The 21,243-nt window shown below is 42.7% G+C and carries 21 protein-coding genes and 1 other RNA gene; 16 read left to right on the plus strand and 6 right to left on the minus strand.

Annotation, left to right across the window (positions count from 1 at the left end; translation table 11 throughout):
• Positions 1–161: 161 nt before the first annotated feature.
• Entirely contained in the window at positions 162–1,415 is a 1,254-nt protein-coding gene (gene sstT, locus AB6N04_RS12475; protein WP_369308629.1) for a serine/threonine transporter SstT, read from the minus strand.
• 263 nt (positions 1,416–1,678) lie between these two features.
• Positions 1,679–2,641 carry a TerC family protein gene (locus tag AB6N04_RS12480; RefSeq protein ID WP_369308630.1) on the minus strand — a complete coding sequence of 321 codons (963 nt, stop codon included), beginning with the start codon at positions 2,639–2,641 and terminating at the stop codon, positions 1,679–1,681.
• A 615-nt stretch (positions 2,642–3,256) separates the two neighbouring features.
• Between AB6N04_RS12480 and AB6N04_RS12485 the strand changes: the two genes are divergently transcribed.
• The 5 genes from AB6N04_RS12485 to AB6N04_RS12505 all read left to right on the plus strand — a co-directional run bounded on the left by AB6N04_RS12485 (position 3,257) and on the right by AB6N04_RS12505 (position 5,825).
• Positions 3,257–3,925, plus strand: a complete 669-nt coding sequence (locus AB6N04_RS12485) for a DedA family protein (protein ID WP_369308632.1) — start codon at positions 3,257–3,259, stop codon at positions 3,923–3,925.
• Positions 3,926–4,163: 238 nt separating this feature from the next.
• Positions 4,164–4,469, plus strand: a complete 306-nt coding sequence (locus AB6N04_RS12490) for a YqjD family protein (RefSeq protein WP_369308634.1) — start codon at positions 4,164–4,166, stop codon at positions 4,467–4,469.
• A 6-nt stretch (positions 4,470–4,475) separates the two neighbouring features.
• Positions 4,476–4,883 (plus strand): phage holin family protein, encoded by a 408-nt coding sequence (locus AB6N04_RS12495; RefSeq protein WP_369308636.1) that lies wholly within the window; start codon positions 4,476–4,478, stop codon positions 4,881–4,883.
• A complete protein-coding gene (locus AB6N04_RS12500) occupies positions 4,867–5,169 on the plus strand; it encodes a YqjK-like family protein (protein WP_369308638.1) in 303 nt (100 codons plus the stop codon). The genes AB6N04_RS12495 and AB6N04_RS12500 overlap by 17 nt, the downstream gene beginning before the upstream one ends.
• Positions 5,170–5,429: 260 nt before the next feature.
• Entirely contained in the window at positions 5,430–5,825 is a 396-nt protein-coding gene (locus AB6N04_RS12505; protein ID WP_369308639.1) for a DoxX family protein, read from the plus strand.
• Positions 5,826–6,132: 307 nt separating this feature from the next.
• Here the strand turns inward: AB6N04_RS12505 and AB6N04_RS12510 are convergent, their stop codons facing one another.
• The gene (locus AB6N04_RS12510; protein ID WP_369308641.1) at positions 6,133–7,026 is read right to left on the minus strand and encodes a LysR family transcriptional regulator; all 894 of its coding nucleotides are present in this window, start codon (positions 7,024–7,026) and stop codon (positions 6,133–6,135) included.
• A gap of 121 nt (positions 7,027–7,147) precedes the next feature.
• On the opposite strand from AB6N04_RS12510, the gene AB6N04_RS12515 reads away from it, so the two are divergent.
• From AB6N04_RS12515 to AB6N04_RS12560, 10 genes are all read left to right on the plus strand, one after another.
• Entirely contained in the window at positions 7,148–7,855 is a 708-nt protein-coding gene (locus AB6N04_RS12515) for a pirin family protein (protein ID WP_369308643.1), read from the plus strand.
• A 445-nt stretch (positions 7,856–8,300) separates the two neighbouring features.
• Positions 8,301–10,271, plus strand: coding sequence for a transcription antiterminator (locus AB6N04_RS12520; RefSeq protein ID WP_369308644.1), 1,971 nt, complete (start codon positions 8,301–8,303; stop codon positions 10,269–10,271).
• A gap of 483 nt (positions 10,272–10,754) precedes the next feature.
• Positions 10,755–11,093, plus strand: a complete 339-nt coding sequence (locus AB6N04_RS12525) for a transcriptional antiterminator (protein WP_369308645.1) — start codon at positions 10,755–10,757, stop codon at positions 11,091–11,093.
• A 32-nt stretch (positions 11,094–11,125) separates the two neighbouring features.
• The gene (locus tag AB6N04_RS12530; RefSeq protein ID WP_369308646.1) at positions 11,126–11,491 is read left to right on the plus strand and encodes an SFCGS family glycine-rich protein; all 366 of its coding nucleotides are present in this window, start codon (positions 11,126–11,128) and stop codon (positions 11,489–11,491) included.
• Complete coding sequence (locus tag AB6N04_RS12535) at positions 11,491–11,787, plus strand: DUF4312 family protein (protein WP_047756106.1); 297 nt, start codon at positions 11,491–11,493, stop codon at positions 11,785–11,787. Before AB6N04_RS12530 ends, AB6N04_RS12535 begins: the two co-directional genes overlap by 1 nt.
• Positions 11,788–11,813: 26 nt before the next feature.
• The gene (locus tag AB6N04_RS12540; RefSeq protein ID WP_369308647.1) at positions 11,814–12,605 is read left to right on the plus strand and encodes a DUF4311 domain-containing protein; all 792 of its coding nucleotides are present in this window, start codon (positions 11,814–11,816) and stop codon (positions 12,603–12,605) included.
• Positions 12,606–12,607: 2 nt separating this feature from the next.
• Complete coding sequence (locus AB6N04_RS12545; protein WP_369308648.1) at positions 12,608–13,258, plus strand: DUF4310 family protein; 651 nt, start codon at positions 12,608–12,610, stop codon at positions 13,256–13,258.
• 181 nt (positions 13,259–13,439) lie between these two features.
• Positions 13,440–14,579, plus strand: a complete 1,140-nt coding sequence (locus AB6N04_RS12550) for an amidohydrolase/deacetylase family metallohydrolase (RefSeq protein ID WP_369308649.1) — start codon at positions 13,440–13,442, stop codon at positions 14,577–14,579.
• Complete coding sequence (locus AB6N04_RS12555; protein ID WP_369308650.1) at positions 14,563–15,675, plus strand: DgaE family pyridoxal phosphate-dependent ammonia lyase; 1,113 nt, start codon at positions 14,563–14,565, stop codon at positions 15,673–15,675. Before AB6N04_RS12550 ends, AB6N04_RS12555 begins: the two co-directional genes overlap by 17 nt.
• Before the next feature lies 1 nt (position 15,676).
• Positions 15,677–16,417: a KDGP aldolase family protein gene (locus AB6N04_RS12560; protein ID WP_369308651.1), complete on the plus strand. Its 741-nt coding sequence runs from the start codon at positions 15,677–15,679 to the stop codon at positions 16,415–16,417.
• A gap of 125 nt (positions 16,418–16,542) precedes the next feature.
• Here AB6N04_RS12560 and AB6N04_RS12565 read toward each other — a convergent pair whose 3' ends face one another.
• From AB6N04_RS12565 to rsmI, 3 genes are all read right to left on the minus strand, one after another.
• Positions 16,543–17,619, minus strand: coding sequence for a 4Fe-4S binding protein (locus tag AB6N04_RS12565; protein WP_369308652.1), 1,077 nt, complete (start codon positions 17,617–17,619; stop codon positions 16,543–16,545).
• A gap of 509 nt (positions 17,620–18,128) precedes the next feature.
• Positions 18,129–18,502: RNase P RNA component class A (rnpB, locus tag AB6N04_RS12570), an RNA gene on the minus strand.
• 94 nt (positions 18,503–18,596) lie between these two features.
• On the minus strand, positions 18,597–19,469 hold the full coding sequence (rsmI, locus tag AB6N04_RS12575) for a 16S rRNA (cytidine(1402)-2'-O)-methyltransferase (RefSeq protein ID WP_369308653.1): 873 nt from the start codon (positions 19,467–19,469) through the stop codon (positions 18,597–18,599).
• Positions 19,470–19,530: 61 nt separating this feature from the next.
• On the opposite strand from rsmI, the gene AB6N04_RS12580 reads away from it, so the two are divergent.
• Entirely contained in the window at positions 19,531–21,207 is a 1,677-nt protein-coding gene (locus AB6N04_RS12580; RefSeq protein ID WP_369308654.1) for a penicillin-binding protein activator, read from the plus strand.
• The last annotated feature ends 36 nt before the right edge of the window (positions 21,208–21,243 follow it).

The raw sequence follows: 21,243 nt of genomic DNA on the forward strand, positions 1-21,243 counted from the left end.
TTTGGCGGCAGGTTGGATAGGTTTTGAAAATAAACAAGGAAAATCAATACATTGATTTTCGCCTGATAACACAAAGTGGGAAAAACCACGCTTTTTCCCGCTTTGTCAACAACCTCAAGGCAGAATGTTTTTCTGCCCTTTTTGTTTATTTCACTAACATATTAGTCATGATGGGATAACTGAGCGTCTGAATTCGCCAGTTTCTCATCTTCAGCTAAACAGACCGCAGCGGTAAATAAAACATCAGTGGAAGAGTTCACGGCAGTTTCCGCTGAATCTTGCAGTACGCCAATCATAACACCGACTGCCACCACTTGCATTGCAACATCATTCGGAATACCAAACATGTTACACGCTAATGGAATTAATAATAATGAACCACCCGCTACCCCTGATGCGCCACATGCACACACTGAAGCCACGACACTTAGCAATAATGCTGTCGGGATATCTACCGGAATACCTTTTGTGTGAACTGCGGCTAGCGTTAAGACAGTAATCGTGACTGCTGCACCTGCCATGTTAATTGCTGCACCTAATGGAATAGAAACTGAGTATGTGTCTTCATGGAGGTTCATGCGACGACACATCGCCATATTGACTGGGATATTCGCAGCAGAACTACGGGTAAAGAATGCCGTAACACCACTCTCACGTAAACACGCAAACACCAATGGGTAGGGGTTACGTTTTAATTTCCAATATACAATCAGCGGGTTAACAACCAGAGCAACAATAATCATACAACCTAATAAAACGGCTAATACGTGGATATAACCTTTTAACGCGTCAAAGCCTGTTGTTGCAATCGTTGATGAAACTAAGCCAAAAATACCTAAAGGTGCTAATCGGATAATAACTTTAACTAATTGAGTCACACCATTAGAAAAATCAAGTAACAGCGTTTTTGTCGTATCACTCCCATGACGAAATGCAATACCTAACCCGATAGCCCACGCTAATATACCAATATAATTACCGTTGATCAGCGCATCAACTGGATTTGTAAAGACATTATTTAATAAGCCACTCAGTACTTCTGCAATGTTACCGGGTGGGTTCATTTCTGTTTCACTACCCGCTAAAGCAAGTGTTGATGGGAATATAAATGAGGCGATAACCGCCACTAATGCCGCGAAGAATGTCCCTAAAATATACAGAACCAAAATCGGTTTAATACTGGTTTTTTGCCCTTGGCGATGGTTAGCAATGGACGACATTACCAATACCCACACCAACACTGGCGCAACCGCTTTTAATGCACTGACGAATAAGTGACCTAACAAGCCCACATTCTTTGCTGCCGATGGCCATAACCATGCCAATAAAATACCAGCAACTAAGCCAATCAGTATCTGCTTGACCAAACTACCGTGAGTGATCACTCGCCATAACCCTGTTTTATTTGTATCCATAGTAGACCTATATTATTTATCTTTATTAGGAATTAAATGTGTTTGCAGAGCCAGTATAAGGAATAAATACCTTGTGAAAAGGCTATTATTCAAAATATACACAATGATTGTTTTTTCTTAACAAATATTTTACATAACTGTGATCGCAATAGAATTTTGTTTCTTATAGTAGAATGGAATAGAGGAGAATGATTGAGCCTTTTCAGAGGGTTAAAATAAAAATCCCCTACTTCATCAGTAAGGGATTTAAGTTTCACAGGAGGCTATTTGCTTTTTACTTCGTTGCGCTTGTTAACAATTGAATTAATGATTAATGTCACCACTAATATTGTTGCAATCGTCCCTAATGAGATCGCTGTTGGGATATGGTAAATATCGATAAGTAACATTTTTATACCAATAAAGCTTAAAATGACGGCTAAGCCATATTTTAACATTGAGAACTTCTCTGCGACATCGGACAGCAAGAAATACATGGCACGTAACCCTAAAATAGCAAATAAATTAGACGTTAAGACAATAAACGGGTCCGTGGTTACTGCGAAAATAGCTGGAATACTATCCACCGCAAAGATGACATCACTGATTTCAACTAAGATCAGCACTAAGATTAATGGTGTTGCAAACAACACTCCGTTGCGCTTAATAAAGAATTTTTCACCATGCAGTTCATCCGTCATGGGAAGGTGTGAACGCACCCACTTCACTAAGGGTTTATCATTAATCGGTGAATCATCTTCTTTAGCAAAAGCCATTTTAAGACCAGTAAACAGTAAAAATAAGCCAAAGACATATAAAATCCAACTAAACTGCGTGACCAACCAACTACCAGCGAAAATCATGATGGTTCTTAATACGATAGCACCTAGCACGCCATAAACTAACACGCGACGTTGTAAACTAGCCGGGATCGCAAAATAATTAAATAGCATCAACCACACAAAGACGTTATCGACTGCCAACGCTTTTTCCAATAGGTAGCCAGTCAAAAATGCCATTGTTTGGCTATCAGCAAACTCACGACCTACGTTGTTATTGAGATACCACCAAAAACCAGCAGCAAAAATCAGTGAAAGCGTCACCCACACAATACTCCAAGCCGCAGCTTGCTTCATCGACATGGCTTGGCCTTTGTGTTTCCCCTGCCAAAACAAATCGATAAGTAACATGAGTAAAATAATAGTTGCAAAACTACCCCATAAAACAGGGTTACCGACTGAGTGCATTTTCCTATCCCTTAAAAAACAAAAAACGGCTGATATCCAGAAGACATCAGCCGCTTAAAATTCTTTAACCTCAAGGAGTTATCTATTGGTTGTAAATTATGAGCAAACCTCGCCTTCTGGCAAGGTCTCACTTACAACACAATTAACCCGAAAACAGGTACTGTGGTGCTCGGCTACCGGGTGTAATGTGTACACCGTAATGACGATAAACCGACAAAAAGAAGTTACTCCCCTTTGCTATGGGGATAACATACGGTAAATAATCTTAAAATGCAATAATTAGCGTTATTAGATTTAACGCTGTTTTTTTTCGTGAAAAGATAAATTAACAGCAAACTTTTACAGTTTCTAGCTAAAAGCCCCTCCTAAAGTGCGTTTTTAGCTATTTTACCTTGTTACAATTAGGGGGATTAATTGTAAAAATAGCGCTCAACTTAAATGAATTCTAAAAATATGCTTAAAATTTGCTGTTTAGTTATTTTCGGTTTTGTTAAAGTGAGCGTGCTTTACACTAACAGCCTGAGGAAACAACACTTTCACTTAGGTATTCACTTAATCCATTTCTCCCTGCCCAACAACAAGTTTGTTGCTGTTATTGCCGTTTAGGAAACATTAATGGAATTAGTTAAAGAACTTTTTTTTGCCCTTTGGCACCAAGATTATGTCACACTCTCTAACCCATCTTTGATGTGGGCTATCTACCTTATGCTGTTTGCTATTCTGTTTCTTGAAAATGGGGTATTACCGGCCGCATTTCTACCTGGTGATAGTTTATTGATTTTAGTGGGCGTCCTGATTGCAAAAGGCACCTTGAGCTATCCACTCACCATCGTGATTTTAACGGCTGGCGCAAGCTTAGGCTGCTGGGTGGGGTATATACAAGGGCGCTGGTTAGGTAATACAACGATAGTCAAGGGCTGGCTCGCACATCTTCCAGAACATTACCACCAACGGGCGCATGGCTTATTCCACCGCCATGGTCTTGCTGCATTGTTAATTGGTCGTTTTCTCGCTTTCGTAAGAACACTGTTGCCGACTATCGCAGGTTTAGCTGGCTTGAAAAATGGTCGTTTTCAAGTTTTTAACTGGTTAAGCGGCTTGCTTTGGGTACTAATTTTAACCGCTATTGGTTACGGTTTTGGTAAGAGTCCCATTTTCCAGCAATATGAACATCATATTATGAATGTACTGATGCTGATCCCTGTCTGTCTGTTAGTTATCGGTTTGGTCGGCAGCATCGCTGTCGTGGTAAAGAAAAAACTGTCAGGCAAGAAAGCAAACTAATTCAATTTGCGGGAGCACCTTGTTCCCGCACTTTCACTTTTACCCATTTTTACCTTTTCATTTATTTTACCGAACAAATATCCTTAACCAATTAATTATACGGTAATTTTATATCGATTTTTATTTGTCATTTTTTGTTTATTTCGCACAATCACACTGAATATTTGATTGCACTTAATGTAAAAGTCGCTATTGTTAATACTACGAATGCGCTTTTTCTATTGATAGGAGGTTGTATATGTCATCGAATCATTCATCAGACGAACTACGTGCAGAGCTACGCGCTTTGGCTGATTCTCTGGAAGCGATGCTTAGTGATACCAGCGAAAAATCGAAAGAAGAGATTGAAAGTTTAAAATCGAAAGCACAAGAAGCATTGTGCTCATCGCGCGCAAAACTCGGTCAAACAACCGAAAGGCTCACCGAGCAAACTAAAGAAATTGCTGGGCGTGCAGATAACTACGTAAAAGAAAACCCATGGACAGGCGTTGGTATTGGTGCCGCAGTGGGTGTTGTTCTTGGCGTGTTGCTCGCTAAACGTTAATTGCTTATGGAACCAAACCAGCAACGTCAGGGCCCCGGTAAAGGGGTCCTTGAAACTTTACGGCGCATTGCCAATATTTCTGTCGGCATTGTGCAAACTCGCCTTGAGTTAATTGCCGTTGAGTTAGAAGAAGAAAAACTCAATCTTATCCAGCTTCTATTATTAGCTGGCTTAGCCTTATTGTTCACCGCATTTGGGTTGATGTGTTTAATTGGTTTGATCTTTTGGTCTGTTGACCCAGTCTACCGCTACCAAGCACTGGCGATAACAACAGGGGCGTTAATCCTGCTTGCTATTATTTTTGCTGTTTGGGCGCTAAAAAAAGCAAAACAATCAACCTTATTAGGCGCAACCCGAGAGCAGTTGGCTCAAGATGCCAACGCCTTAGGGAGAAAGGATGATGAAGCCAAATAAGCAACAATTACTGACAGCCAGAAAGCAGCGGTTAATCAAAAAAATTGAGCGCCAGCGCCAAGCGCTTGCTGAAACCTCAACTGATTGGCTAAACACTACCGCACCTTATGACCGGGCTTGGCAAACAGTGATGGCCTTTCGCCCCTTCGTAATTGCCGCAACAGGCTTACTGTCAATTTATTCCCTTCGTAAACCACGAAAAATTCTACTATTGGGCCAAAAAGCCATCACGATTTGGGGCATAGTTCGTTCAATTCAAAGCGCAATTCAACCCAGTAAGAAATAGCCACCACACTTAAAAATCGCATAATATTTTATTATTCAATAAGATAAATAATTTATTCTGCGATTTTTTACTCCCCTAATAAGTTCATTCAATTTTTTTGTCTATGTTTGTGAATAACCTTTGCTTTTTATTGAATGAGTGAGTCGTTACTATAAGCCCATCAAATGTTTTCTAGCCAATTTGTGCTGAAAAACACCTTATAAAGCGACATATATCGCAATTAACTTACATTTAATGACTTATTAATCTGGAGTATTTCGATGAAAAATTTAGAAAGTGGTGCGATATTATTGGCTCGTATCATGATGCCAGTCCTGTTTATTGTCGCTGGATATGGAAAACTCGGTGATGCCTATGCAGGTACTCAACAATATATGCAAGCCATGGGGGTTCCTGGTTTCTTATTGCCTTTAACCATTTTATTGGAATTAGGTGGCGGATTAGCAGTTCTGTTTGGTTTTTTAACCCGTACAGTTGCCTTGTTCACCGCAGGCTTTACCGTATTAACCGCATTACTGTTCCACACTGACTTTAGTGTGGCACCAAACAGCTTAATGTTTATGAAGAACTTTACTATCGCTGGCGGTTTCTTACTGTTAGCAGTCACAGGCCCAGGTAAATTCAGTATTGATCATTTACTCGGCAAAAAATGGTAATACACGTTTCATGTCACCCTTATTGATTTTTGATTCATATTCATTTGGTTATTCAATTTAATACCTCCCTCGGGAGGTATTTTTTTTGTCCAAAATAAAGGCTTGAATCTCAGCCACTAAACTCTACACGTAAACGCTAAATAGTTTGAGTTGTAGGCAACAATGCTGGCCCAGAACTTATATTAACTTCTAAATAATTCGTGCTGTAGCAAGGCGGCAAGCTTGCTAATCCCTAGGAGCATACATGAGTATGTGACTAGGGTTAGGGAGCGATGCCAACAAAGCTACAGTGCGAAGTATGACGAAGTTATGAACGAAATAGTTTGGGGATCTCACGCAGACACCACGACTTCGCCTCCCCCATACTATCTCTGCGCCACGCCATAATAATTGTCGTCTCATGGCTAAACTCCGCTCCCACGACCTTCAGACGCCCTTCACGAATATCTTGTTCCACCAGCGGGTATGGCATTGTCGCCACACCGAGCCCTGCTAACAGTGCATTACGCTTATCTTCAATACTTGATACCGTCAAACGCTGCTGCTTATCCAACAGTTGTACGGTGATCACAGGGCGTTCACGCGCGGTATCTGCTACCGCAATTCCACGATATTTCACCCTAGTTGCATCAGAAAGCGGTTCAGGCTCTTGATGGATTGGGTGATCGGGACTTGCCACATAAATATGATTAACCGTGTATAACGGTTTCGAGTTAATTTCGGAAGATGAACGAAAGTGCATATCTGGGGCAATCACAATATCCGCTTTACCACTTTCAAGGCGCTCCCACGCCCCGGCTAACACTTCCGTTATCAAAGATAACTGAGTTTCTGATTTTTCCGCTAATCGCTCCACTAACGGAAATAATGATTGAACAGGAACCAACGCCTCACAGACAATCGTTAAATGCGTTTCCCAGCCTTTTGCTAGCGCTTCAGCATCAGATGTAAGCTTATCTGCCGCTTCAAGTAAAATACGGCCTCTATCAAGCAACATTCTGCCGACATTGGTAAATTTAGTTCTATGTCCTGAACGGTCAAACAAAATGACATCGAGCTCTTCTTCTAACTTTTGCATAGTATAGCTTAGCGCAGATGGTACCCGACCTAACTCTTCTGCTGCCGCTGCAAAACTGCCACGTCGGTCGATTGCATCCATCACCCTTAATGATTCAAGCGTTAATGCTCTCTCTTTACTCATGATGTATCTCTTTCAGGAAATTTGAATAAGGAAAACAGATTAACTGGCTAACAATTCAACGTCCAGCTATTTATTATAACAATAGATTATTAATTTATTATTTGAATGAGGGTTAACCATTATGATGACCTTAAGACCCGTTAACCATTGCGGAAAAGCAGACTATGGTTGGCTACAAGCTCGCTATGCTTTTTCTTTCGGCCACTATTTTGATCCTGATTTTATGGGTTTCAAAACATTAAGAGTGCTGAATCAAGAGGTTATAGCGCCGCATAACTCATTACAGCCAAGAATGTATCCCCATGTCGATATCTTAAATATCATCCTAAAAGGTCATGCGCAATACCGTGATAGTTTAGGGAATACCGTTGATGCAAATGAAGGCGATTGCGTGCGTTTTTCACCCCGCCCAGACCTGAGTTATAGCGAGCAGAATATCTGCCCTCATACGCCATTAACGCGTTTACAACTCTGGTTAAATGCATGCCCACAACAAGAATCATTACCTTTGCAAAAAGTGACGATTTCTAAAGATGAAAACTGCCTTGTGGCATCTCCAGATGGTGAAAAAAACAGCATCCAGTTACGTCAACAAATTTGGATAAACCATATTCACTTAGCACCCAAAACATCATCAATGATGTCCATAAAAGGTCCAAATGCCTTTTTACAATCAATACATGGCGGAGCTACTTTACGTAATAAACACGGTGAAAGTTTAGCCATGAGTTGTAATGACGGGGTGTTTTTACAAGATGAAGATGTCGTTGAAATCACCGCTGATAAAGATTTTCGCGGTTTGCTAATTGATCTCGGAGAACAGCACTAAGTTTATCGCTTTTTTATAATCGTTAATCAAAACTCCGCGTATTTTGCCAAAGGGCTGTTTACCTTTGTTGCTGATTTTTAGCGCTAAAAAAGTTCAAAAAACAATCCAAATAATAGATAAATATATCTGTCGTGCTAACTGACGACGATTGGAATCAACTATTGTCCCTAAAGGCTGCCCTACGGGTTCGATTAAAGCACGTTTCACCCATTTAATGCTGCGTTGAGAGGCTCCTGCCCGGTTCACTCGGCGGCGAACCTCTCTCCTTGCCTAAAGTGACTTTAATTCGAATAAAAATTGACCATAAAAGATAAACAGCCCCAAGTCGGAGGGAAAATTTGCGAACTTATTCGCAAATTTAATCATTTACATATCCTACGTATTGACAAGCCTGTGATAGAGTCCAGCCATTAGTGAGTGAGAAAAACAGTTGTTTTTCTGCTTAATGGCTTTTCGTTTTGATTTTAAAGGTGTTTTCGTGGCGCTATTCACTCAACAACGGCATAATCAAATTTTCGCCCAGATACTCAATGAGGTCGTTCCTCAAGATGAGCTTGCTAAGCGTTTTTCTGTTTCAACGCGGACAATCCGTTCTGATATCAATGAAATCAATGAGTTGATTCAAGAATACCATGCACATATTGTGTATGAACGAGGGCGTGGTTACCGTTTAAAAGTTGAAGATGAAGCGCTATTTGCCACGTTCACACAACACAGCGAAGAAGAGAGCGCCATCCCCCGCACCAGCAAAGAACGCATCGATGCTTTACTATTGAAATTATTGATGTTATCGCTTCCTGTTAAGTTGGACGACATCGCAGAAGAGTGGTTTGTGAGCCGTGGCACCCTCCAACAAGATATGGGGACAGTCAGAGAACAACTGCAAAAATACCAAATTACACTGGAAAGTATTCCCCATCAAGGTATCCGCCTAAATGGCAGCGAATGGGCGATCCGAGCCTGTATGACAGAAACCTTATGGCGTCGTTATTCAGAGCAAATCACCCCTGATTTAACCACGTTTCGCCCAGATAGCCTCGATAATTTAGATTTAACCTATATCGATAAAGTACTGCATAACAGTATGAATCGCTTTGATATTCGCATTAGCAATGAAGGTCATCTTTACCTTGTTTTTAATTGCGCTGTCACTATTTTACGCATTACCCGAGGCCATGAACTCACCACTTCCGTGAAAAGTGATGAAGCAGAAGAAGTGATCCGCAAAGCCTGTGATGAAATTTCAAAAGGGCTCATTTATTTCCTGGGTAATGACCTCTCTCATGCAGAACTCAGCTATTTGCATGATCAAATTATTGCTCAACGCATTAGCCACCAAGACACTGCCACGCAAAAAAGTGGCAGTCATAACGAACTATCAGAGCATATATTGAATTATATTAATGAGTTATATAACTATGACTTACGAAATGATGAAAAGCTCAAAAAAGATCTCAACACCCATCTGGCAGCGTTGATCACTCGTTTGCAGTATCATATTTCGACCCCAAATCCGTTATTGTCTGATATTAAACAATATTATCCGTTCGCCTATGATGTCACGCTCAGCGCACTAACCAGTGCAAGTAAGCAATTACTTCCTCACCCCATCAGCGAGGATGAACTGGGTTATCTTGCTGTACACATTGGTGTTAGCCTCGAACGTAATTATGGCGCAGGTTCTATTCGCCAAACTGAGGTGTTGGTTGTCACAGACGCGGGGAACTCAACATTTCGTGTGGTCGAGTCTAAAATCATGCGAGAATTTCCTCAATTAAAATTTAGCCGAGGGCTCACTTTACAAGAGTATGAATCACTCAGTGAAGTCAGTGAAGATTTTGTGATCACAACGGTGCGAATTTCTGAGAAAAATAAGCCTGTTATCAAAATCGCACCGTTTCCAACCCCTTACCAATTAGAGCAAGTTGGGCGACTTGCCATGGTAGATCAAACGCGCCCTTACATTATCGAGCGTTTTTTTGACGAGCGATTTTTTATGGTGATTAATGAAAAAGTAAGCCAAGAAGCACTGTTCCAAACGGTTTGCCATAAATTACAACAAGAAGGTTACGTCACTGCCGAATTTTATCCATCGTTGCAGGAGCGTGAATCCATCGTTTCAACCCTGCTAGGTGAAGGCATCGCCTTACCTCACTCATTAGGCTTATTAGCCAACAAAACGGTTGTCGCAACGATTATTGCCCCCAAAGGTATTGAATGGAATAAAGAGAGTAAAGAAAATGCCTATGTGATTTTTCTGCTTGCCATCAGCAAGGCAGACTATGAAGAAGCGATGGCGATTTACGATCTGTTTGTCACCTTTGTGAAGGAAAAAACGACACGCCGCCTTGTTAGCGTCAAAAACTTCAATGAATTCCAAGTGATCGCTAAAGACAGCTTAGCAAGGGTACTTTAGTACTCGTGCAACTTCCACTTTAAGGTGGAAAAGTGGCAGTTGCACGTTTTTACGTGATCCTAACCACAACTCTACGAAATCTTTTACCTATTTTATTCGTGCGTTTTACACACTAAATGGCTAAGTGGAAACCATAATCCACAAAGTTAGTCACCTCTAACTTGTTATTTCCACTTATATTTCCAAGTGCATTTTCCATTTCCAGTTATCAACAAAAATTTATATTCCATTGATTTAAATACGTTTAATCTCCAGCACCCGTTTATTTAATCGTTTATCGATGATTGACTCATGTCAATTTTTCCACTTGTTTTCCAAATAGTGCAAAAAACAACCTATCTTAACCTATATTTATTTCCATATTATTTCCACTTCGAAGTGGAAATTCACTGCCTGCAAAAATACCCCATAAGCGTCTAATGTATAAGACATGAAGGAACAGAGTAGTCTAACTAGCAATATTACTTTGGATTTTAAATAGTTATGAGTGAATCAGTTGTCGTTTTTAAAATGTTAGAGCACGACCTTGATATCGATGAGGTCACACAAAAACTGCTGGCAGTGATTACTGACTGGCTCAAGCAAGAGGACTGCTATACCACAGATGTACAACAACAAATGCTGGCGTCTCATCTACGTGCCATGGTAGCGAGAGCGAAAACAGGCGAAGCATTACCGGAGGTTGATATCAGTCTATTTGATGAAATATCTCAACACTCGATTGAATTAGCTCAGCGTGTTGTCGATACGCTCCCAGGGCTAGCACCAGAAGAGACGTATTTGCTCTCTGTTCACTTTGAAGTCGCTCGTTCAAATAATTAATTTATTACGTTGTAGGATTGGAGAATATTTATATGAAACAGATGGTTGTTGTGATCGGGGATCGTTTAGGTAAAGGGCAAAAAGTGGCGGCAGGTGTTGAAGCGGCTGGCGGTAAAGCCATTGTTGTACCGGGGGTCGCAGCAGATATGAAACTCGGTGATGTGATGAACGCAGAGCAAGCTGACCTTGGAATTTCCTTTTGTGGCAGTGGTGGTGCTGGTGCTATCACCGCTCAAACCAAATATGGTTATAAAGCTCGTTATGGGATGCGCTCTATTGAAGAGGGGGAAACCGCCATTGCAGAGGGTTGCAATGTATTAGGTTTCGGTTTTATGGACAAGGAAGAGTTAGGCGAGCGCTTAGTTAAAGCATTTAATAAAAAATACGGCAACGCTTAATGAAAAAATCGATCGAAACGACAGTACGGGTGACAGGGCAAGGCGATACCAAGCAAAAAGCCATTGCGGACGCCTTAAATTCGATTCAAAAAACCGTACTGAAAAACAGCACAGACATCATCCTACGTATAGAGCCAAAGGATGTTGAAGTTGTTAGTGCTCACTCGCACTCGCGGACAGAAAAATTTCTTTTCATCTTTTTGCCACGCAAACGTGAACATTTCCGTGTTGTACTCGACGTTTCGCTGGATGTCACCTTACTTTCTGTCAACGAAATACCATTTACAGAACAATAATAGCAATCAGGTCTGGAGTTAATTCCATGAGTGAAACTGCATCTTTTTTAGAAATATTGGGCATGTCCCTCATTATCGGTGGACTCTGCGGCTTCGGTTTAGGCGCAGGCGCGGCACGTATGTTCCACGCACCGACGGTACAAGGCATGGGGGCATTTCGTACATTAGGCGAACTTAACGCTTGTGAAGGTGATCCCGCATCTCACTTCTCATTCGGCTTAGGTTTCTTCTTTAACGCATGGGCATCATCGGTTGCTGCGGGTGCGTTCACGCAAGACGTTGACCATCGAATCATTCCTAACTGGGGTGCCGCGGCACTTCTAACCAAAAACCGTAATGTGGCAGAAACCCTGCACAACCCGAAAAAAATGGCCATTGCTTGTGCCATCATCGGGGCTATCGTGGTGGCATTCTTAAATACCACGGCATCAGCGGTACCTGCGGCACTGCAAACTACCGCAATTAATGTTCTCGTTCCTGCCGCAAACTTACTGGTAAATACCGTGATGCCTGTCATTTTCTGGTTAGCCGCGATGGATGCAGGGCGTCGTTCAGGTTTCTGGGCAACACTGTTCGGCGGTTGTGCTCAACTAATTATGGGCAATGCTATCCCAGGTTTAGTATTAGGCATCTTGATTGGTAAAGGCGTTGATGACAACGGCTGGAACCGCATCACACGCACCATGATGATCACTGTCGTTCTGTTATTCGTTCTAAGTGGCTTCTTCCGCGAATTTGACCTGAAGATGATCACCTCCTTCAACTTAGACAAACCATTGTGGCTTGAATACGTCCACGGACTGCTGAGCGGGAAATAATCATGACAACTGAAATTAATAAAAACGATTTTTGGTACGCAGAATGGTCATTCCCCATCTTTGTTGGGCTGCTCTCCGCAGGGATCTTTGCGGGTACCCATATGTATGTGGTCTATGGGTTCGGGGCATTTAACGAAGTCGCGTTCGTCGCTATGTTACGTGCAGGGCTCGACACAGGGGTTTACGGCGCAGTAGCTGCATTTGGGGCGAGCTTCTTATTTGCTCGGATTATCGAAGGTTCCTTGGTGGGGATTTTGGATATTGGTGGCGCACTGCAAACGGGTATTGGTCTTGGCGTTCCTGCCCTATTCCTCGCGGCAGGTTGGGATATTTTAGTCACTAACTTCTGGATCTCGTTACTGACGGGCTTATTCCTTGGGGCATTAATCGGCTTACTAATTGTTTTTGCACGTAAATTCACGATTGCTCAAGCCAACTCAACTTTTGGCGCTGACGTCATGATGGGGGCGGGTAATACATCAGGTCGATTCTTAGGCCCGCTCATTATCTTAGCCGCAATGGCCGCATCCATTCCAATCGGGATCGGTTCACTGATTGGAGCTCTGATCTTTTACGTATGGCAAAAACCCGTTGCTGGCGGGGCAATTTTAGGCGCAATGTTACTCGGTTATTTCTTCCCAATTGTCGCTTAATCCTATGATCCCGGGGCATATGCTCCGGGTCACTGGCTCGCATAAACTAAAATCAGACTCGAAATAATTCAAAGTGCAGTTAAACGGTAAGTCAGTGGGCTCCTAGGAACATCGATCAGCCAACAACGCTGCGGTTTGAAGTATGACGAGCATGGTATGACAAATATGAAAGGAGGTGACTATGTATTCCTTAATCATAAAACAAGCCAAACTTATCGATGGAAAACTCATTGATATTCTTATCAAAGATGGAAAAATCGAAGCCTCTGGCTCAGATGTATCACACAACCAGCAAGCTGAAAAAATTATTGATCTCGGCGGAAAAGTTTACGTTAGCGCTGGATGGATAGATTCTCACGCCCATTGTTTCGCCGAGTCCCCCATTTACTTCGATGAACCGGATCTCGCAGGTGCCGCTGGTGGTGTTACCTCACTGGTTGATGCGGGCAGTGTTGGCGCTGATGATATTGACAGATTTTATCAATTAACGAAAAAATCTAAAACCAACGTCTTTTCTTTATTGAATATTTCACGCATTGGCATCATCGCACAAAATGAATTGTCTGATATGAGCAACATCAACGAAGCATGTTTCCAAGAGGCCATTGAACGCCATCAAGGCTTTGTCGTTGGGATGAAAGCGCGTATGAGTAAAAGCGTTGTCGGTGAAAATGGCATCGCACCGCTAATTAAAGCCAAAGAAATGCAGAAAAAACACCATCTGCCATTAATGGTACATATCGGTAATAACCCACCTGATATTGATGAAGTGGCCAATTTGCTAACCCGCGGTGACATCATCACCCACTGTTTTAATGGTAAACCAAACAAAATATTAGGCGATGATGGTTATCTTAAGCCGTCTATTGCTCGTGCACTGGCCCGTGGCGTGATTTTAGATGTTGGTCATGGTGGTGAAAGCTTTAGTTTTAAAGTCGCTGAGCAAGCGATGCGGATAGGGACTTACCCTGACATTATCAGCTCCGATATTTACCATCGTAATCGGGTAAATGGTCCCGTTTACAGTCTAGCATTTGTGATGACCAAATTTCTGTGCATGGGCTTTAGCGCAGAGCAAATTTTACGTTGCGTCACGGAAAAAGCCGCCAACTTTTTATCACTGCCAGCGAAAGGGTATTTAAGACCCGGTTTCGATGCAGACATTACACTGTTTGATCTTAAAGAAGAACACACTGAGCTCACTGACGCAGAAGGCGAACATCGCGTAGGCACACACCGCTTTGTTCCTATTGCCGCCATCGTGGGTGGTAAACACATTATTCATGCACAAGGCGGATCTGAATATGCAATCAATTTATGAGAAATACCAATTAAAACACGTTATTAATGCATCTGGCCGCATGACTATATTGGGCGTATCAACACCGACGCCTGAAGTTATCGAACGTGTCGCTTATGGGCTCAATAATTATTTTGAAATTAAAGACTTAGTCAACAAAACAGGTGAGTATATCGCCAATTTGCTGAATGTCGAAGCTGCTGTCGTGGTATCTTGCGCATCGGCAGGTATCGCCCAAGCGGTTGCAGGTGTGATTGTGCAGGACGATGATGATTTATTACTTAACTTACACTCATCGGAAAAAATCGTTCCCCGCGAAATTATTTTACCGAAAGGCCATAACGTCAACTTTGGTGCTCCTGTCGACACCATGGTCTCTTTAGGTGGCGGAAAAGTGATTGAAGCAGGCTTTGCAAATGAGTGCAGCGCAGCCCAACTTGCCGCCAAAATCACCCCAAATACCGCTGCAATTTTGTATATAAAATCACATCATACCGTGCAAAAAAGCATGTTAACGGTTGAGCAAGCTGCCAACGTGGCTCATGACCACCAATTACCATTGATTGTCGATGCCGCCGCTGAGGAAGAGTTAACCACCTATTACCAAGCGGGTGGCGATATCGTGATCTACAGCGGAGCAAAAGCGATTGAAGGGCCGACCAGTGGCTTAGTTGTGGGGAAAAAACAGTACGTTGAATGGGTTAAACGTCAGAGCCAAGGTATTGGTCGTGCCATGAAAGTGGGTAAAGAAGGTATTTTGGGCTTAACCCTTGCCATCGAACAATATTTGACGGCACAAAAGGAAACTGGCGCACAGATGGTCACTCGAATGGCAAAATTTATCAGCGAGTTAAATGCTATTAAGGGGATTTCAGCGCAAGTCGTCTGGGACGCAGCTGGACGTGATATTGCCCGTACAGAAATCAGCTTTGATGAAAAAGTGATTGGTAAAACAACCTATCAGATTATGGCTGACTTAAAACAAGGCGATACCGCTATCTACTTCCGTGAATATAAAGCCAATGAAGGAAAAGTTGAGGCAGACATTCGCAGCGTTAGCACTGAGCAGCTTGATATCATTTCACAGAATATTCGTTTGTTAGTAGAAGGAATTTAAAATGAAATTGTCACCGAATTTTTATCGTGACCGTGTTTGTTTAAATGTATTGGCAGGCAGCCACCAAAATGCCAAAGATATCTATGCCGCCGCAGAAACCTTTGTTGTTGTCGGTGTGTTATCAAAAAACTACCCTGATTTAGACAGTGCTATCGCCGATATGCGCATTTATGCCAAAGAAACTGACAATGCGTTATCTGTGGGTCTTGGTGCGGGCGATCCGAATCAATCTACGATGGTTTCGTTGATTTCAAGGGAAATTCAACCACAGCACGTTAACCAAGTGTTTACGGGCGCACCAATCAGTCGTGCTTTACTTGGTCAAAATGAAACGTTTGTGAATGCGCTAATTTCGCCAACGGGCACGGTTGGGATGGTAAAAATATCTACAGGTCCATTAAGCTCCCAAGCCCCTGACGGTATTGTCCCTATCGAAACCGCAATTATGATGTTGAAAGATATGGGGGCGGATTCTGTCAAATTCTTTAATATGAAAGGATTAACCTATATTGAAGAATATAAAGCCATTGCTAACGCCTGTGCGAAATTCGACTTTTCTTTAGAACCGACAGGCGGCATTGATTTAGACAATTTTGCTGAGATTTTACAAATTGCCCTTGATGCAGGTGTAAAGAAAATCATTCCTCACATTTATAGTTCGATCATTGATAAAGATACGGGAAATACACGCCCAGAAGATGTGCGTCAATTATTGCAGATGGTTAAGCAAGCGGTTAATTGATGCGGTAGTAAGCAATATACAAGAAAATAAATATAAGCGAGCGTTATAATATAAGTCATTGTGAAAATGACAAAACAACAAATACCCCACTCATCCAGTATGCAGTGGGGCTTTTTTACTGGGTATTAATGACCTATTGTTGCTGCATTCGGTATGATATGAAACCAATAATAATCCGGTACAGGGGTATCCCATACCCCGAAAAGCGCAGCTATCCCAATCATGATAAATAAAATCGCCAAGGTCAAAATAGCCATGACCCAGCCCGATAACGGAAATTGGCGTTTTTGGGTTGGCACTTGCAGTGAAAAATCCAGTGTTGACGAAACAGGGCAAGACTCCACGCATGTCATGCACCCCGTACACTCTACCGTTCTAACCTTGATAAGTTTATCGACTGGAATACGGGATGGGCAGTTTTTTGCACATTTTCCACAATCAATGCAACTGTCTACATTTCGGCGGATTTTAACGGGTGAAAGTAGTGAAAAAAGCCCCAACAATGCGCCATAAGGGCACAGATAACGGCACCAAGCATGGCGAATAAATAGGCTAGTAACCACCAAAATAGCCACGCTGAACAGCGTAAACTGGCTGATATAACGAAAGAAATCCAGCATTTTAACATCAATGATGATCCCATAAGGTGACATCATAAAGTATTGGATCATCTGCGCTGACATAGAGAAAGCAATATAAAGGAAGAAGCTTAGCAGCAAATATTTTAAGCCTCGCAAAGGGATATCCAACCATTTAGGTAAATTAATGGGGTTTTGATAACGAAACAGTTTTTGTCCTACCTTTCCCGTAAACTCCGATATGGTCCCTATTGGGCACATCCATGAACAAAAAGACTTTTTCAGCAGTAAGCTAATCAGAATAAAAGCCACTAACAAAAACATTGATGCCGCATGAATGGGCGGAAAACTGCTCGTTTCGATGGTGTACTTTAGATTCATTAACCCAGCAATAGGCAGCCAACCTTCAATACCGCCTGGACGTGGAAGATATAGCGTTTCCCCTCCCGTTTCGTAATAACGAACCCATAAATAGAAAGTGACACCAATGTACAGGTTAATCACCAGCAGAATTATTTGGACAACTTTGCGCCAAGTTGATGCATTTCGCCAATCATTCCAAGGCAGCTTACCCCCAACCGTACCAGGACGGCGTTGGTACCTTATACGAGGTTTCTTTATCATGTACACACATCCCTTTAACATGCATTATAAATACCACTATTGTATTTACATATTTAGAGCGCGTATTGATTTGCATCAGAGGGTTGTTACGTTATTGAGTTGAGTAAAACTCGTTCTACTCGTATGTTGACAAGAAGTTAGAAGTTAGAAGTTAGAAAAGCATTTTCTATTACTCTACAATTTTTTCAAAATAGTTCGTGTTGTACCGAGGCGGCAAAGTGAAGGCATCACGGGGAGCATACACAAGTATGTGACCCGTGTGGCTGAACGCAGCCAACAAAGGTACGGCGCGAAATATGAAGAAAAAAGGGAGCATACACAAGTATGTAACCCGCATGGCTGAACGCAGCCAACAAAGGTACGGCGCGAAATATGAAGAAAAAATTTTTTCTAAATAATTCGAGTTGTGCCAAGGCGGCAAAATGAGGAAATCCCTAGGAGCATACACAAGTATGTGACTAGGGTTGACGAATGACGCCAACACAGGCACAGCTCGAAGTATGACGAAAAAAGGGAGTTGGCCGATAAGCCGGGTTCTGTCTTGGACAACCATTCATCTAGGCCAGCACTTGCGCACTGGCTCCAGCAACCTACCCGAGTTCAATGCGGGCCGCACCATATGAACCCCTATTTGGTCTTGCTCCGGGTGGAGTTTACCGTGCCACGAACTGTTGCCAGTCGCGCGGTGCGCTCTTACCGCACCCTTTCACCCTTACCTGATCCTGTAAACAGGCCATCGGCGGTTTGCTCTCTGTTGCACTAGTCGTAGGCTCGCGCCTCCCAGACGTTATCTGGCACCCTGCCCTATGGAGCCCGGACTTTCCTCCCCTTTACCCGTCTCCCGAAGGGACTACGATAAAGCAGCGGTTGTCTGGCCAACTCCGCGGCGAATTATAGGGACTTTGCCACTGCTTGTACAGACTTTCTGGACAGGCAATTCACTGCTAACACCTTTGGTGACGCTATTTGCCTAATAATCATTCATCATCTTGATTATCTAACATCAGTTTATACAGCATATTTTTCTTTAAGCCGTAAATTTCCGCGGTGATCGCCGCCGCTTTTTTAGGCGGTAATTCTTTTTGCAGTAAATTGAGCGTACGAATAACATCCGGTGAAATCGCAGAATCGTCTTCAGGCTTTTTATAACCTTCAACAATCAACACCATCTCACCGCGATGGCGGTTTTCATCTTCTTTCACCCAAGCCAACAACTCCCCCACCGGACGCCCCTCAATAGACTCCCAGGTTTTAGTCAGTTCACGGGCTAAAACAACATGACGTTCCGGTCCCCAGACTTCCACCATATCTGCTAAACTGTCTAACAGGCGGTGGGTTGATTCATAGAAAATCAACGTGCGTGTTTCTTGTTCGAGTGATTGTAAAACATCTTTCCGACCTTTTGTTTTTGCAGGTAAAAAACCTTCATAACAAAAACGGTCTGATGGTAAACCAGCGGCTGACAATGCCGTAATTGCTGCGCAAGCCCCCGGTAAAGGAACAACACGAATGCCTGCTTCACGGCAACGATTAACCAAATGGTAGCCGGGATCGTTAATTAAAGGTGTACCTGCATCTGAGACTAATGCGATACTATCACCTTGGTGAAGTCTGCTAATTAATTGATCTGCCTTTTGCTGTTCATTATGATCATGCAGAGCAAACAGTCGTGCATTTATCGCGAAATGTTGTAATAAGATCCCCGAATGCCGAGTGTCCTCTGCCGCAATAAGGTCAACATGTTTAAGAACATCCAGAGCGCGTTGTGTGATGTCGCCCATATTCCCAATCGGTGTTGGGACGATATACAGCGTGGATGCCATAACCACAGCTTGATTAGGTTGGTTCATTGTTTCATCCGAATAGCCGGTTTAAAATTAAGCAATTGAAAAATACACCATTGGATACAGTATGCGTCCTTCAATTTTTTTGCATTTGAAAAAAGGGTTAATCTGCACAGCAATGCTGTCAACATTTGCACTCTCAGGGTGCCAAATTGTCTCAGATTATTTTCCTTCCACCCAAAAAACACCTGAGCAAAGTACGTCCGACGCCAGCAGCTACCAAGCTATCATTGATGCGGCGCAAGGCAAACCATCTTTGGAAGCGCTTCGTGCCTACATTAGCCAAGAGCCCTTATTAACCACTTCGGCTGAACGTCAAGCTAACATCGATGGATTATGGAAGATGTTAACACAATTGACGCCAGAACAGATTCACGGAGTTGGCGCAGAGGAAAATATTCTCCAAGGCTGGGTTGATCTTCTCGATATTTATCAAAATAACCAAGATGACCCAGATGCCCTACGTGCTGGCTTTAATGATTGGAAAATGCGCTACAGTAACAACCCGGGCGCTGCATTAGCGCCAACTCAGCTTATTCAAGCGATGTTACCTCGTGTCGGTGGTAGTCCGAAGATTGCCTTATTCCTCCCAATGAGCGGACAAGGTCAAGTATTTGGTCAAGCCATCATGCAAGGGTTTATGGATGCACAAAAAGGTATCCCTCAAAGTACCGCAACTTCCGCAAGACCCACACCGCCGACAAATAGCGGCAACGATATACTAGACCAAATTTACGCAGAGGTTGCTAAAACGGCAGGTGGCTCTCCTGCTGACACCGAACTCGTCACTTCCAGTTTACGTATTGATGCCACACCTGTTAATACACAAACCATAAAAGTGTTTGATACAACTGGCAAGCAAATGCCCCAATTGCTGGAACAAGCGAAAAGTGAAGGCTTTAACCTTGTCGTTGGTCCATTGTTGAAAAATGATGTTCAAGCTATTGCGCAAATGGGAGCACCTATTAGTGTGCTAGCGTTGAATGAATTGGACGCCAATCAGTTACAACCGCGCCCAAATCTTTGCTATTTTTCCCTTTCCCCTGAAGATGAGGCTCAAAATGCCGCTGCTTATATAAGGGCGCAAGGCAAACAAATGCCATTAGTCTTAGTGCCTGCTAACGCATTTGGGGACAGGATCGCTAAAGCCTTCGCACAAGGGTGGGAGTCCAAAGGTGGCTCAACCGTTTTAATGCAAACGTTCGGTTCAGTGCCCGCTTTAAAAGAGTCCATTAACCGTGGTGTAGGTATTCAAATGACCGGGACGCCTGTTAATACAGGGAACCCGTTAGGCAATGTAACGGGTTCAATTGACTCGGTTTATATTGTTGCGACTCGCGATGAGCTTACCCTGATTAAACCGATGATCGAAATGGCTATTAGCTCTCGCTCTCGCCCCGCACTTTACACTAGCTCTCGTAGCAACCAAGCCGGTTCTGGCGCAGACTATCGTTTTGAAATGGATGGTGTAAAATTTAGCGAGATCCCGTTGCTTGCAGGTGCAAATAACAGTCTACGTAAACAAGCACAACAAAAACTCAGTCATGATTATTCATTATTCCGTTTGTATGCAATGGGTATTGATGCATGGTCGTTAGCTAATAACTACGACAAACTGCAACAGGCTGGACAGCTAAGAATTAATGGTGCATCAGGAACGCTAAGTACCCAAGCAAACTGTGTGGTGTATCGTGAATTACCATGGTTACAGTTTAAACAAGGGCAAGTTGTACCTGCTGAGTAAAACACAGAATAAGCCATCAGGGATGATGGTTTTTTT

The organism is Providencia rettgeri (assembly GCF_041075285.1).
GTDB lineage: Bacteria > Pseudomonadota > Gammaproteobacteria > Enterobacterales > Enterobacteriaceae > Providencia > Providencia rettgeri_G.

Excerpts from the sequence above, each read along its gene's own strand:
- sstT (WP_369308629.1), bottom strand. The coding sequence starts at position 1,415 with ATGGATACAAATAAAACAGGGTTATGGCGAGTGATCACTCACGGTAGT.
- AB6N04_RS12480 (WP_369308630.1), bottom strand. The coding sequence starts at position 2,641 with ATGCACTCAGTCGGTAACCCTGTTTTATGGGGTAGTTTTGCAACTATT.
- AB6N04_RS12485 (WP_369308632.1), top strand. The coding sequence starts at position 3,257 with ATGGAATTAGTTAAAGAACTTTTTTTTGCCCTTTGGCACCAAGATTAT.
- AB6N04_RS12490 (WP_369308634.1), top strand. The coding sequence starts at position 4,164 with ATGTCATCGAATCATTCATCAGACGAACTACGTGCAGAGCTACGCGCT.
- AB6N04_RS12495 (WP_369308636.1), top strand. The coding sequence starts at position 4,476 with ATGGAACCAAACCAGCAACGTCAGGGCCCCGGTAAAGGGGTCCTTGAA.
- AB6N04_RS12500 (WP_369308638.1), top strand. The coding sequence starts at position 4,867 with ATGATGAAGCCAAATAAGCAACAATTACTGACAGCCAGAAAGCAGCGG.
- AB6N04_RS12505 (WP_369308639.1), top strand. The coding sequence starts at position 5,430 with ATGAAAAATTTAGAAAGTGGTGCGATATTATTGGCTCGTATCATGATG.
- AB6N04_RS12510 (WP_369308641.1), bottom strand. The coding sequence starts at position 7,026 with ATGAGTAAAGAGAGAGCATTAACGCTTGAATCATTAAGGGTGATGGAT.
- AB6N04_RS12515 (WP_369308643.1), top strand. The coding sequence starts at position 7,148 with ATGATGACCTTAAGACCCGTTAACCATTGCGGAAAAGCAGACTATGGT.
- AB6N04_RS12520 (WP_369308644.1), top strand. The coding sequence starts at position 8,301 with ATGGCTTTTCGTTTTGATTTTAAAGGTGTTTTCGTGGCGCTATTCACT.
- AB6N04_RS12525 (WP_369308645.1), top strand. The coding sequence starts at position 10,755 with ATGAGTGAATCAGTTGTCGTTTTTAAAATGTTAGAGCACGACCTTGAT.
- AB6N04_RS12530 (WP_369308646.1), top strand. The coding sequence starts at position 11,126 with ATGAAACAGATGGTTGTTGTGATCGGGGATCGTTTAGGTAAAGGGCAA.
- AB6N04_RS12535 (WP_047756106.1), top strand. The coding sequence starts at position 11,491 with ATGAAAAAATCGATCGAAACGACAGTACGGGTGACAGGGCAAGGCGAT.
- AB6N04_RS12540 (WP_369308647.1), top strand. The coding sequence starts at position 11,814 with ATGAGTGAAACTGCATCTTTTTTAGAAATATTGGGCATGTCCCTCATT.
- AB6N04_RS12545 (WP_369308648.1), top strand. The coding sequence starts at position 12,608 with ATGACAACTGAAATTAATAAAAACGATTTTTGGTACGCAGAATGGTCA.
- AB6N04_RS12550 (WP_369308649.1), top strand. The coding sequence starts at position 13,440 with ATGTATTCCTTAATCATAAAACAAGCCAAACTTATCGATGGAAAACTC.
- AB6N04_RS12555 (WP_369308650.1), top strand. The coding sequence starts at position 14,563 with ATGCAATCAATTTATGAGAAATACCAATTAAAACACGTTATTAATGCA.
- AB6N04_RS12560 (WP_369308651.1), top strand. The coding sequence starts at position 15,677 with ATGAAATTGTCACCGAATTTTTATCGTGACCGTGTTTGTTTAAATGTA.
- AB6N04_RS12565 (WP_369308652.1), bottom strand. The coding sequence starts at position 17,619 with ATGATAAAGAAACCTCGTATAAGGTACCAACGCCGTCCTGGTACGGTT.
- rsmI (WP_369308653.1), bottom strand. The coding sequence starts at position 19,469 with ATGAACCAACCTAATCAAGCTGTGGTTATGGCATCCACGCTGTATATC.
- AB6N04_RS12580 (WP_369308654.1), top strand. The coding sequence starts at position 19,531 with ATGCGTCCTTCAATTTTTTTGCATTTGAAAAAAGGGTTAATCTGCACA.